Source organism: Paenibacillus sp. Soil750 (assembly GCF_001428045.1).
GTDB classification, from domain to species: Bacteria; Bacillota; Bacilli; order Paenibacillales; family NBRC-103111; genus Paenibacillus_E; species Paenibacillus_E allorhizoplanae.
Genome location: NZ_LMSD01000020.1, coordinates 42,225 through 55,245, shown reverse-complemented (window position 1 = coordinate 55,245; position 13,021 = coordinate 42,225). Strand labels below are relative to the sequence as shown.

The following is a 13,021-nucleotide window of genomic DNA, read 5'->3' as shown; positions in this document are numbered from 1 at the left end:
ATTTGAAGCTAGCGAGATTTTGCAATCTCTTTTATAGTCGATTACTCGACTGTGCTTACTCACTCGTTGTTCAGTTTTCAAAGATCAATTTCTTTCGTTCGCTACCGTGTTACCGAAGCAGCGAGAAGTAATATACCACAGATCGTTTCACCAATGCAAGTTCTTTTTTTTCGATTGGTGTCGATGTCTGTCGAGAAGTTCATTTCGCATCATTTGTGTTTGCCTGCTTCAGAACAACGAGGACTAATGTACCATGCCTAGAAATCAATTACAACCCCTTTGGAATAGTTCCATTATTGCCATTGTTTTGAATTGTTTTATATTCAAAAAAAAGAACCTGCAGCAACAAGCTACAGGTGTCTAGCATTTATATATGATAAAGGGGGTTAAGATATAGTATAAGCTCGCGACCTTAAACGAACCTGAAATGTGCATCTTTCCTTCTATTCTCCCTAGCCTACTTTCAATCGCAACAGGGAAAAAGAAAGAAAAGTAGGGAGCTCTCCGCTCCCTACTTTTCGCAGTCAATTACAAAGGCACCACGTTGCGCCAGCTGCGCAACGCCGTAACATCTTCCGCATCTTCGGCCGCGTAAGCTTCACAAACGAAGCCCGGGACTTCCGTGCCATCCCGGAGCTCAACCTTGCCGATCCCAAGCGGAGCCGGGATCGCTGCAACAAAGCCGCCGAATGCCTCGAGCGGCATCTCCCAAATCTCCAGCTGGATGGCTGCGCCACCCTGCTGTTGCTTGATCATCCCCGGCTTCGCAGGGGATGTCGGCAGCTTCACAAGGCTGTACTTCGCCGCAGATTCATCCTCCCGGATGAACCGTGCTCCACAGCCTTGCATTTGTTTCTCCAGCGGGTAGCCACGCATGTGCAGCCCGCAAACCGCCACGAGCGTCGTTTGCGCAGCAGCGGCGCTATCCGCTCTTGAACTTTTGCTCTCAGCGCCCGCCGCAAACAACTCCGCCGCCCCACAAATCAGTCCCTCCTCTTCCGCTACAGCAAAGAGGGTAATCCCAAAAGGCGTCTCCGGTGCCGCATCGCCCGCAGGCACAGCTACTGCGCACAGATCCAGCAGGTTGCAATGGTTCGTGTAGCGACCCATATCGCGATTCGTGCTGATCGGGTCAGCGAGGACCTGCTCTCGCGTCCATGTGCCTCCACAAGTTGGCATCACAAGCACAGCATTCTGCAACAGCTTTCGAGCTTCCAGCTTATACTGTTGAAGCTTATGCATCGCTACAAATACCGATGCCGCATCATATTCGCCAGCTGCGCCCGAACGCAATATCTTCTCCGTAACCGGATAAGCTACACCAGGATTCGCTTCAATGAATGGTCCAATATCGGCCCAGCGTTCAGCCACCCATGGACCTTCATATAAAATCGCCGCAGCTTGTGCGAATAACTCAACATCTACCTCTTCAATCAAAATACCCTCACGCCGACTTACCTCACGCACCTGCTCAACAGCGCGCAGCCATGCTATGCGGTACTCCGCAGCGTAAGGCCCATAGAAATCTAGCTCCCCTGCAGGGAGACACACTCGTTTAGGCAAGCCCGCCGGCTTCCGCACGACGTTGCGGGACCAAGGATCTTCCGCGTGGATACCACGTGCCACGCTGTCTACGACAAGCGCATCCGTTAGGGAATGCGCGAAGACCGTGACACAGTCGAGGCTCGCACAGGCTGGCACGACCCCCTTGGTCGGCCACGCACCGAGACTCGGCTTATAGCCGACTAGGCGATTCAGCGCTGCCGGCACACGGCCGGAGCCTGCTGTATCTGTGCCAAGCGAGAAAACCACTTGGCCACGGGCTACGCTGACGGCTGAGCCAGAACTCGAGCCGCCGCTGATCAGTTCCGGACGCAGCGCGTTATGCGCGTCCCCGTAAGGACTGCGAGCGCCGACTAGGCCCGTCGCGAACTGATCAAGATTGGTTTTGCCTACAGGAATGGCGCCTGCTGCAATCAATCTCTCGACGACACCCGCATGTTCATCCGGTGTGAACGTATATTCTACGCAGCCTGCGGTCGTCGGGACGCCAGCTAGATCAATGTTATCTTTAATTGCGAAGGGAATCCCCCACAGCGGTGCGTCTGCCAAGGAAAGTGAGGACAAACGATCCAAGTACGGCTGAATCGCATCCATCGTCGGCTGCGTAATCCAAATGTTCATGTCAGCATCCGCGATGGAACGCTCTACAATGGTCGCCATGACTTCCTGTGGCGATAATGTGCCCGCTTCATACTTTTCACGCAAGTAAGATAGGGTCAATTCTTTTTCCAACTCATCACTACTAATTCGTTCTCCGTCTATTCGCTCTCCCATAACCTCTTCACCTCTCCCTTATGCAGATTGTGCGATACCCAGAATTAATTGTCCGGCATGCACCTGATCGCCAGGCTTAACGCCAATCATCGAAACAAAGCCGTCACAAGGTGCGTGCTGCGGGAATTCCATTTTCATACTTTCGAGAATGGCCAGTTGGTCACCCTTCTTCACTTGCTCACCTTGGGATACCAACACTTTCCAAACGCTGCCTGGCATAATACCACGCACAGCGATCGTTCCTGCAGGTAACTCATCCTCCGGCGCAGCATCGCCTGTCTCCTGCTCGGAGACATATTCCGCAAGACCTTTCGCTTTCCAGCTCTCACGTTCTTCTTTGAACGCATCACGCTGCTGGGTACGGAACGTATCCGTTGTTTCTTCTATAGAACTTAGGAATTGTAGATATTCCCCTAGATCAAACGTCGTCTCTTGAATGTCAGCCTCATAACGTCCGCGAGGGAAATCCTCACGCAGTTGCAGCAGCTCTTCCGCACTCACTTCATAGAATTGAATCTGATCAAAAAATCTCAGCAACCAAGGCTTACCCGCCTGAAAGCTCTCCGTTGAGCGCAGACGATTCCACATTTGAATGGTGCGTCCTACGAATTGATAGCCACCTGGACCCTCCATCCCATAGACACACATGTAAGCTCCGCCGATGCCGACGGCATTTTCTGGTGTCCATGTACGAGCTGGATTGTATTTCGTTGTGACTAGACGATGACGGGGATCAACCGGCGTTGCCACAGGAGCCCCTAAATACACATCACCCAACCCTAGTACGAGGTAGTTCGCTTCATATACTATTTTTTTCACTTCATCTATGGTGTCTAGGCCGTTAATCCTTTGAATGAATTCAAGGTTACTCGGGCACCAAGGCGCATCCGGGCGTACACCCTGTTGATAACGCTCGATCGCAAGCTGTGTTGCTGGATCATCCCATGACAAAGGCAAGCGCACGATACGTGATGGCACACGGAACTGTTCTAAAGGAGGAAGAGCAGCGTCGATCTCCACAACTTTTTTGCATGCCTCTGTCACCGTAATTTGCGACGGATCAATATGAATTTGCAAAGAGCGGATCCCCGGCGTCAGATCAAGTACTGGAATCGAGCCACTTTCCACAATCGCCTGCATCAAAGCCTGCACTTGGAAGCGCAGCAGCAAATCCAGCTCTAGCTCACCGTATTCGACGAGCAAGTTTTGATCTCCGCAACAACGGATCGTGATTGGGAAGCGACGGTTCTCTACTTCATGGAAAAGTCGCGGATATTCCGGTGTGATCTCCTCATTTACAGCAGGCAGCTGCACATGCACCAATTGGTCAAAATGTCCCTCGCCAATCGCACGCAGGTTGCTCTCTTGCAGATCACGCAGTGCTTCAGCTTCTGGCAGCGTCAGCAGGTGGAAACGGATTGAGTCACCAGGGTGCAATTGACCTAACTTCCAGAATTCAGCGGATGCCGTCGTCACCGGGCACACAAATCCACCAAGACTCGGTCCATCAGGCCCAAGCAGAATCGGCATATCGCCTGTCAAATCCAGCGTACCGATCGCGTAGGCATTATCGTGGATATTCGAAGGGTGAAGTCCCGCTTCCCCGCCATCTTCACGTGTCCAAAGCGGCGCAGGCCCTTTCAAACGAACCCCTGTCCGCGAGGAGTTAAAATGCACTTCCCAGCTCGTTTCTGTCAGTTGATCCAGATACTCTGTACGCAAAAACTCACCTGTACAATGCGGTCCAGGAACGACCCCAATCGTCCACTCGCGTGTCATGCCAGGACGATGATCTGGGGCTAATTCAAACACGTCCTGCACACGGTTCTCGCCTCCTTCATTAACACCAAGCACATCACCCGTACGAAGCGCACGTCCGCCATGCCCACCGAAGCCACCCAACGTAAACGTGGATGAGCTGCCTAGAAGCTTCGGCATATCAAGCCCGCCGCCGATTAACAAATACGTGCGCATGCCTTCTTTGGCTTCGCCAAAGCTTAACACTTGCCCTTTCGATGCAAACATCGGACGGTACGTAGCAACCGTCTCCCCTTCGAGCTCCGCTTGCATATCGGCACCGGTTACGCAGAACCACATGTCACTGCGGAACTTGTAGGAACCGCCACGCAGGGTCATTTCAAGACCAGGCGCATCGTCCGCATTGCCTAGCAATTTATTCCCAATACGGAACGACAAAGGATCCATCGGTCCGCATGGAGGCACTCCTACATCCCAATGGCGGATACGGCCTGGGAAATCTTGCACAGTCGTTTGGATACCGCCATCGACGACTTCTAGCGCTCTTTCCGTAGGCTCGAAGGTGTTAAGCAGCTGTGTGTACACGTTTCCGCTCAAACAAGCTTCTTCTTGCAAAAGCGCACGCACATACTGCAAATTCGTCGTTAACCCATACATGCGCGTTTCAGCCAGCGCTTCTACTAGTTTATGGATCGCGTCTAAGCGGTCTTTGCCGTGAACAATAATTTTCGCCAACATCGGATCGTAGAGTGTCGTTACGGTTAGACCATCTCGAACCCACGTCTCATTACGAGCTTCGCTTGAGAACACAGCACGATCCAACTGCCCCGCACTCGGGCGGAACTGTTGCAAGCAATCCTCTGCGTAGATCCGCGCTTGGATGCTGTGGCCTTCAGGTTTGCGGATTAGGGATTGAATATCATTCAACTCAAGTGCCGCTTCACGCACCATCCACTCCACGAGGTCAATGCCGAGTACTTCCTCTGTAACACCATGCTCTACTTGAAGGCGCGTGTTCACTTCCAAGAAATAAAACTCACACGTTTCTGGATCATAAAGGTATTCAACCGTTCCCGCACTTCGGTAACCAACCTCTGCTGCCAAACGCTTCGCCGAAGCAAACATCGCTTCACGCACGTCATCTGACAGGTTCGGAGCAGGACTTTCTTCTATTACCTTCTGATTACGGCGTTGGATAGAGCAATCGCGTTCACCCAAAGTTACGACTTCACCCAAGGAGTTACCGAAAATTTGCACTTCAACGTGACGAGCACGGGCAATATATTTCTCGAGGAACATGCCTCCGTTTTTGAAATTTGTTTCGGCCAAATGGCGTACGCCATCGTAAGCAGAGCGCAATGTCGCTTCATCTGCACATACACGCATGCCGATACCACCGCCGCCTGCTGTGCTTTTCAGAATGACCGGATAGCCAATACGCTTCGCTTCGGTTAATGCTTCTTCCAGCTCCGTGATTAGCGGAGTACCTGGCAGCATCGGAACGCCAGCACGTTCGGCAATTTCACGAGCGGAATGCTTCAGTCCGAACATCTCCATTTGTTCCGGAGTCGGTCCGATGAATACAATGCCATGCTCGCGACAAGCACGGGCGAAGTCCGCATTCTCACTCAAGAAGCCATAGCCGGGATGGATCGCTTGGGCACCAGTTTCGAGCGCCGTTTGGAGAATCAGCTCTGTATTCAAGTAACTCGACTTCGCTGGCCCCTCACCGATCAGCACGGCTTCATCGGCTCCATCCACATGTAAACTATCTTGATCTGCAGCCGTATAAACAGCCACGGATTGGACCCCCAGTTTGCGCAATGTACGCTCGATACGCACAGCGATGGCTCCACGGTTCGCAATTAGCACTTTTGTAAACATCGTAACCACTCCTTCATGTGTATGTTCGTTATTTATCCCAGATGAGCACCTGAATCGGTGTCGGGTTATAGGCATTACATGGGTTGTTAAGCTGAGGACAATTGCTGATCAGTGCCATGGTGCTGCCAATGGACTGCATTTCGACATAGCAGCCTGGCGCGGATACGCCATCATCGAATTTCAAACCGCCATCCGGTGTCACAGGTACATTCATGAAGAAATTGATATTTGGTGCCAGATCCCGCTTCGTATATACGCCGTCCTGCCCAGCTAACTGCAGCATGAACGTATCGCGACAATTGTGCATCGACAGCTTATCGTGCGAGTACCGCACGGTATTGCTCTGCGCCGAACAAGAGCCGCCTACCGTATCATGACGTCCACAGGTGTCAGCTACGATTTTCAGCAATTCCTTACCTGACTCTGCTCTTAGGATGGAACCTGTGCTTAAGTAAATGTTGCTTTGCCCTGTGATCGTCGCCACCGCACTGTAGTGATCCTCTGGATTCTCCGCATCATAGAACAACGTGTCTGCTGCTTGATTCCCTTCGAGATCCACGATCCGCATCACTTGCCCTGGCTTCAGGACACGCATCCAGCCATCACCCGCTTGAACCACTTCACTATATATCGCATCCTCCACTAAACGAGGGCTTTCTACTCGATTAAAAACGGCCATTTTCGTTCCTCCTCCTGTTAATCGTTTCTACTAAGAACCTAACAGTGTGTGATATTCCCATGTATTTTCAAAAGCTCGGCGATTCTCCGGGCGATAATTCAAGCAAAAATCGTCTTCATTAACTGGCGTGGCGCCTTCCACTTCGATTTTGACAGGCACAGATGGGTAACTCCCTCTTGGATCAAGCGGATTCGGCGTGTTGGACAGAACGACTAGTGTGTCTAACTCCGTCCGTAGGGTAACCGTCGCCCCTGCTGGACAGTGATCTAAGCTGAGGCGCATATCCCCATTGTCATCCACCACTACTTTGGAAAATAGATTCACGACCGGCATCATATCCCGCATGCTCAGGCCATTACGTACAAGCTCAACTGCAAAGTTCTCTTGACCGCTCCGCAGCCAATCGTTACGCAGCTCCTGATAATTCGTCGTTCCGTACTTGGCATCTGTCGCTGCACGGCTTGTGTACCCGCTAAGTGGATCGTGCCACCCTAGGCTGTCTTCCACGATACTCACCATCGCACGACCGTTATCGCTCATCAGTACATTCCCACGGGTCAAATGCGCTGTATGCTGCGCCTTCAACGTATCCGGCATATTGTAACGCTCCGTCAGATCCTTCGCGTGGTACAACTGGATTGACACATTCGCACCTGCTTCCAGTGCAGTCAAGCGAATCAACTTCCCTTTGCCAATTACCCCTGACCATTTGCCTCCCGGCCCTATGTCCTTGCTCCAAATGTTCCCCATGCTATCGCTCTCCTTCGCTTTTTGCTTAAACAAAAAGGGAGACATCACAAGACCCATTGTCTTGGTGATATCTCCCAGGTTTTTATCCTTCCGTGGCACTCTTTCACAAGAGTGGTTTACTCTCGGACCAGCCCGGTACGTGACCGGCGGAACCCTAGTAAACAATCGTATTCGTTTGTGTTACTAAACATAACATCGTTGATGTTTTGTGTCAATAACTTCTAATCATTTTAGTTAATCGGCACAAAATACTTCTCACGAACCCAATAATGTGTTATATTAACTTACATAAGCAACGAATATCTAACATCATTAATAAAAAGGTTAATATCCTTATATATAAGTAATGAAACATCACATACAAAGTTTTCTAGGGTTCCGCGGGCGGCCTGCTTCCCGGTCTGGACCAAGAGAAGACGCACAGCTAAAGACTGTGTTCACGGAGGGATAAAAGCCCGGGAGATATCTGTAATCTAGATATCGCCTTGGCTTTTTTGCATACAAACCTCTTCTGTGTTCACATAAATCACTGATGAGGGAGTGTTATCACTATGACCACTGAAGGCACACTACGTAAATCCCTAAGCTTGTACCAAGTTGTTTATATGGGACTCGCTTGGATGACTCCTATGATTTATTTCTCCATCTATGGGATCGCCTATGAGAATGCACATGGCATGTTAACACAAGCCTACCTGCTCGCTTTCATCGCCATCTTCTTCACCGCGTATAGCTATGGTGTGATGTCCAAGGTTTTCCCAACTTCCGGTTCCGCCTACACCTATACAAAAAAAAGCATCCATCCCTATCTAGGCTTTCTCGTAGGCTGGGTCTTGCTCCTGGATTATTTCTTCTCCCCTATCATCGCGTGCCTAACCTTCGGCATCTACCTGCATGCTCAATTCCCGTCCATTCCTGCTTATGTGTGGATCATAGGACTTAACATCGTCCTCAGTCTCATCAATATCATCGGCATCAAATTCTCTGCAAATATCAGCAAATTGTTCGTCTGGATTCAAATTATCTTTATCGCAGTGTTCTGCTTCTTTCTATTTCGCAACTTATCTGGTGCTGGTGAGATTCACCCGCTTCAGCCTTTTCTGCAAACAGATGTGCCCTTCTCCACTATTCTCGCTGGCGCTTCCATTATATGTTTCTCTTTCTTAGGCTTTGATACAGTGACAACAATGGCCGAAGAAACGGTCAATTCGGAGAAAACCATTCCGCGCGCTATCATGATCATCATCATTACGGCCAGCGTTCTTTACTTAGTGCCATCATTCCTAACACAGCTCGTGTATCCGCATTTAACTTTTGTTCATATTGACTCTGCAGGCTTTGAAATTGTGAAAATGGTAGGCGGAGCCGCATTGAGTTCCGTGTTTCTCACCGTCTTGATTCTTGCGATCTTCACACAAGGATTATCGTCCGTTACCAGCGTGTCGCGCCTCCTCTTCGTGTTAGGTCGAGATAACGTGCTGCCGAAGCGAGTGTTTGCGTTCCTTCATCCAAAGTTCAATACACCAGTTATCAACATTGTGATCGTTAGCGTCGTCTCGCTGCTCGCGCTTGTGATTTCTCTGGATAACGCCGTGAAATTCGTTAATTTCGGCGCCCTTTCCGCCTTCTTCTTCGTAAATGTATCTGTCATCGCACAAAAGTATATGAAAGAACGCCAACGCTCGCCGAAGCAAACGATCTTGTATCTCGTACTTCCGTTGCTAGGCGCCGGATTCATCGGCTATCTATTGTCGTTGCTGGATAAGGACGCGATATGGATGGGCGTAACATGGCTGCTGGTTGGGGTGGTCTACCATCTCGTTCAAAAGCGTACCGCTCAAACCAAAGATGCTGCATTGGCCATGCGTGCTGCACGGTCTACACCTCTAAACTAGCTAGCACAGAACTAGGAAGAACCTGAGAATTTCCTCAGGTTCTTCTTTTCTTATGCAGAGATTCACTACTTTGTCCCCGACAACCCCGCTACTTCACTCTCCACCTTCTCCACTCCATTTCCATCTCCAACTAGCAAGTCATTGCCCCACTGCAACGCAACGCAAAAAAATAGCTGGAAAAACCCCAGCTATTTTCTTTCATATTCAGCTCTCACGAACATTAACTGTAAAACCTCCAATTAATTCCAACCTTTTCTAGCGAAATGGGCTAAACGCGTGCAATTAACTACATCATTTCCAGTTAAGAACGGCCAGCCGGTCGTGAGAAAGTCCCGGCCTGGGTGAGTTCGGCTTGGCTTGACGTGGTTTGGCTCAGCTTGGCCTGGGTGGGTTCAGCTAGCCCGGCTTGGCTCACCTTCACTTGATTCATCCTAGCCAAGTTACTTCCGATCCGCTGGATACACCAACCCGATCTGTCTCCGCGCCTCATCCATAATAGCCATCGCCGCGCTGGAATTCGCATGTGAGTTCGTCGGAGACTCCAGGTCGCCCGCCTTAATCAGCCGGCTAAACTCCTCCGCCTCGTAGCGCATCGTCCTTGTGCTTTGCTCACGCGTCAAATCCTCTACGGAGCCATCGCGGTAACGAATTTGCACTTTCTCTGGTTGGTTAATCTTATCAATGACCATGGTCGCCAATTCGCCTTGAATTTCGGTCGGCAGGTAAGAGCTAGCGATTTTGGAATGATGAATCACAGCATCCATCTCTTTGTAGCTTAGTAACAAACTCCCCTCGCCATCAACACCTGATTCCAGCATCACCGCACTCGCTTGCACCTGCTCAGGCGCACCAAACAACACAACCAATGGATAAATACAATACACACCTAAATCCATCATCGAACCATTTGAAAACTCCGGATTAAACGCATTCAACACAGTACCTTGCTTATAAGCATCATATCTGGACGAGTATTGACCATAGCTCGCAACATAACGTCGCACTTTGCCAAGCTTATGTAAATTCTCTTGTACCGCTTTGAAGTTAGGCATAAGCGTTGACTTCAAAGCCTCCATGAACACAACCTGATGGCTGCGCGCTGTGTCAATCATAGCGGCAAGCTCCACACTATTGGAAGCTGCAGGCTTTTCGCAAATCACATGTTTCCCATGCTTCATACAATGAACAGCATACTCCGCATGTAAGGAGTTCGGGCTTGCAATATAAACAGCATCAAACGCATCACTTTGCGCAAATGCCGTTAAGTCTGTAAATTGATGTACCACATCAAATTTCCCTGCGAATTCTGCGGCTTTTTCCGCCGTGCGTGAGTAAACAGCGGTCAATTCGAACTCTCCTGTTTCGAGCGCCGCATGAATGAATTCCTCTGTGATCCAGTTCGTACCAATAACTGCGATTCGTATCATTTTCCCCATGACTCCTTCATCCTAGCTATATTCTTTGACCTCTACCCTACCAAATTCACCCTCCGAATTCAATCTCAGCGCCTTTCTGATTTCCACACAATCATTGAAACTTCCCGTAATGCTTGATCCTTACTTTCGTTTGACAATGAATCTCTATCTCGGGGTATACCTCACGCCAGTCCATCGCTTTCCATTCCTTATAGGGAACGATTTTCTTAATCACGTTTCCCAGCCCGAGGCTATCTACATTATGCTTCTGCATATCTTTCACTATGGTCTCCATGTGCGAGGTGATTTTCTCCCCAATTTTACCCTCTAATGCATGCCGATCTTCTTCTTTGCTAATTTTCAAACCTCCCATGTACTCCAAAATAACACCACTTACTGAAATCTCGAAATCCACTCTAAACGAGCTTCCGTCCGTCCGTGCCGCGTGAACCTGTCGTTTGCTAACTAACGAATCGAACAACACAAACTCTTTCTTATCTCCCTCTTCACTTAGACGCATGGGTAAGGAACCTAACTTGAAATTTTTGCTTAACATGGCGAAAAAAATCGATTCCTTGTCTGCTATTTTCATCACGTAGCGATCATCTTGAAACAAGGCAATGCCATTCACCTTCACATGGTCACCAATATCTTTAATAATCGGTGCAACAGGGTCAATACCATCATCATAATAATCTCTAGTGAACTCGTATAAAGTAATCTTCGGTATGCTCTGGAACCTCATTTCAGATTCCATCATTCGATCAATATACTGTGCTGTTCGTAAGTAATTGCTGTAGTTTTTGACTAATAAGTCATGGGCATCTCCATCTACAACAGTCACTTTGACACGCGGTGAAACAGAAGGATCCCTCACCAAGGTATCGATATCATCCCAAAACCCTCGCTGAGCTAGTGTCGTTCCGAACAAAATATTACGCATCTGACCGCTAACCAGAACCAGCTGGGTCTGCCTAGAGAGATCTACTTTTGCACCTTTGCTGCTATCTGAAATGGTTGTTAACACTTCCCTTGGTCTGCGACCTTCACCCACAGCCAGAGGAATGCTATTGGTCACCTTGAGCATACCGCCAGGCATTAAGTCGAAAGCTGTGGTATGGGTTAGTCCAATCTTCTCTAAGATCCGCTGGTCATTCCCACATCCTGTGATCGTCATCAGTAGCATACAAGTAATCAGCCATTGAAACCGCGTCTTATGCAAGCTGTTTTCGCCACCTTTGAATAGAAAGAATACCAATTAAACAGATCGGTAGGACGAAGCAATAAGCAATATTCAAATACGTACAAATAGTCAACCATTTACCCACTTCATCCAACACACTTGGCATTAACGAAATGAGAAAAGTGATAACCATCATAAATAGCGTAATCCGCATAAGCTTACAATTCATGAAAATTCGCTGCATACATAAACTCGCCGCCCAATGATACATGACAATCGTAATGAGAACCCGAAAGACAAGAAAACTAAAGAGGATATTCTCCGCTCGCTCGATAAAAGGAAATTTAATATACGCAAGTAAGTCGATAAAAGGAAACATAATTAATTTCAACTGCTGCAAACTATAGAAACCGAAGCAAATTAGGCACACACTCACATAAATAATAAAGCTAAACGCACTAGATAGCTGTACTCCTGTAATAAATCGCGTTTTCTGCTGAACATAGGGGAACAACAACATGCAGAGCTCATACCCCAAGAAAGAACCATATAGATTAAAAAAACCTGTCCAGTGCTCTTTCCCCTCTTGGAATATATAGTGCGTATATCGCGATAATTGCAAATCATTATAAAATGGAATTTCCAATGGCATCATCCACAATAGCAAAAAGAAAAATACGGTACCTGCCTTCACAATCGTATACACACCTTTAACGAGCAGTAAATACGCAAGCAGGCTGATAACGAACATGAAAGACATCGGGTTTGCCGTTGGAAATGCGGTAACTTGGAAAATAAAGACATATTCCTTAGCAACCAGACTAGCCGTAAGTGCCCAAGTGAGCCCTACAATGACATATAATGGATAAACGATCCACTTGGGCAGGAAGCTTTCAAAAATTGTGAATATATCTGCTCCGTTCCCCAACTTCCAAACGACCCCAATCAGGTAGATATTGAACGCAACTATAGCAGCGATGATAACTAACATAAGCCAACCGTTATAGCCAAAATATTCAGCTGCAATACGCGGTAAAGCAAAGATCCCCACCCCAACTTGTATCATATGAATCAAAATGAAGATATGGAAACCGTTCAGTTTCTCATTCACGCACGGATC

General features: G+C 48.6%; 8 protein-coding genes and 2 riboswitches. Of the genes, 1 reads left to right on the top strand and 7 read right to left on the bottom strand.

Annotated features, from left to right (window positions below; translation table 11 throughout):
* Positions 1-528: 528 nt before the first annotated feature.
* Genes atzF through ASL11_RS19985 form a run of 4 tightly spaced genes read right to left on the bottom strand, consistent with a single transcriptional unit; the run spans position 529 to position 7,408 of the window.
* Positions 529-2,337 (bottom strand): allophanate hydrolase, encoded by a 1,809-nt coding sequence (atzF, locus tag ASL11_RS20000; RefSeq protein ID WP_063795634.1) that lies wholly within the window; start codon positions 2,335-2,337, stop codon positions 529-531.
* Positions 2,338-2,355: 18 nt separating this feature from the next.
* Entirely contained in the window at positions 2,356-5,979 is a 3,624-nt protein-coding gene (uca, locus tag ASL11_RS19995; RefSeq protein ID WP_056618674.1) for an urea carboxylase, read from the bottom strand.
* Positions 5,980-6,007: 28 nt separating this feature from the next.
* Positions 6,008-6,658 carry an urea amidolyase associated protein UAAP2 gene (locus tag ASL11_RS19990; RefSeq protein WP_056618671.1) on the bottom strand — a complete coding sequence of 217 codons (651 nt, stop codon included), beginning with the start codon at positions 6,656-6,658 and terminating at the stop codon, positions 6,008-6,010.
* A 30-nt stretch (positions 6,659-6,688) separates the two neighbouring features.
* Positions 6,689-7,408, bottom strand: a complete 720-nt coding sequence (locus tag ASL11_RS19985) for an urea amidolyase associated protein UAAP1 (protein WP_056618691.1) — start codon at positions 7,406-7,408, stop codon at positions 6,689-6,691.
* A 69-nt stretch (positions 7,409-7,477) separates the two neighbouring features.
* A riboswitch (guanidine-I (ykkC/yxkD leader) is annotated at positions 7,478-7,577 on the bottom strand.
* Between the two features lie 190 nt (positions 7,578-7,767).
* Positions 7,768-7,872, top strand: a riboswitch (guanidine-I (ykkC/yxkD leader).
* 87 nt (positions 7,873-7,959) lie between these two features.
* Here ASL11_RS19985 and ASL11_RS19980 point away from each other — a divergent pair.
* Positions 7,960-9,303, top strand: a complete 1,344-nt coding sequence (locus tag ASL11_RS19980) for an APC family permease (protein ID WP_056618666.1) — start codon at positions 7,960-7,962, stop codon at positions 9,301-9,303.
* A gap of 440 nt (positions 9,304-9,743) precedes the next feature.
* Here ASL11_RS19980 and ASL11_RS19975 read toward each other — a convergent pair whose 3' ends face one another.
* From ASL11_RS19975 to ASL11_RS19965, 3 genes are all read right to left on the bottom strand, one after another.
* Entirely contained in the window at positions 9,744-10,730 is a 987-nt protein-coding gene (locus ASL11_RS19975) for a Gfo/Idh/MocA family protein (RefSeq protein WP_056618687.1), read from the bottom strand.
* Positions 10,731-10,830: 100 nt separating this feature from the next.
* Positions 10,831-11,940 (bottom strand): Ger(x)C family spore germination protein, encoded by a 1,110-nt coding sequence (locus ASL11_RS19970; protein ID WP_056618663.1) that lies wholly within the window; start codon positions 11,938-11,940, stop codon positions 10,831-10,833.
* On the bottom strand, positions 11,933-13,012 hold the full coding sequence (locus tag ASL11_RS19965; RefSeq protein ID WP_056618658.1) for a GerAB/ArcD/ProY family transporter: 1,080 nt from the start codon (positions 13,010-13,012) through the stop codon (positions 11,933-11,935). The genes ASL11_RS19970 and ASL11_RS19965 overlap by 8 nt, the downstream gene beginning before the upstream one ends.
* Between the last annotated feature and the right edge of the window lie 9 nt (positions 13,013-13,021).

Excerpts from the sequence above, each read along its gene's own strand:
- atzF (WP_063795634.1), bottom strand. The coding sequence starts at position 2,337 with ATGGGAGAGCGAATAGACGGAGAACGAATTAGTAGTGATGAGTTGGAA.
- uca (WP_056618674.1), bottom strand. The coding sequence starts at position 5,979 with ATGTTTACAAAAGTGCTAATTGCGAACCGTGGAGCCATCGCTGTGCGT.
- ASL11_RS19990 (WP_056618671.1), bottom strand. The coding sequence starts at position 6,658 with ATGGCCGTTTTTAATCGAGTAGAAAGCCCTCGTTTAGTGGAGGATGCG.
- ASL11_RS19985 (WP_056618691.1), bottom strand. The coding sequence starts at position 7,408 with ATGGGGAACATTTGGAGCAAGGACATAGGGCCGGGAGGCAAATGGTCA.
- ASL11_RS19980 (WP_056618666.1), top strand. The coding sequence starts at position 7,960 with ATGACCACTGAAGGCACACTACGTAAATCCCTAAGCTTGTACCAAGTT.
- ASL11_RS19975 (WP_056618687.1), bottom strand. The coding sequence starts at position 10,730 with ATGATACGAATCGCAGTTATTGGTACGAACTGGATCACAGAGGAATTC.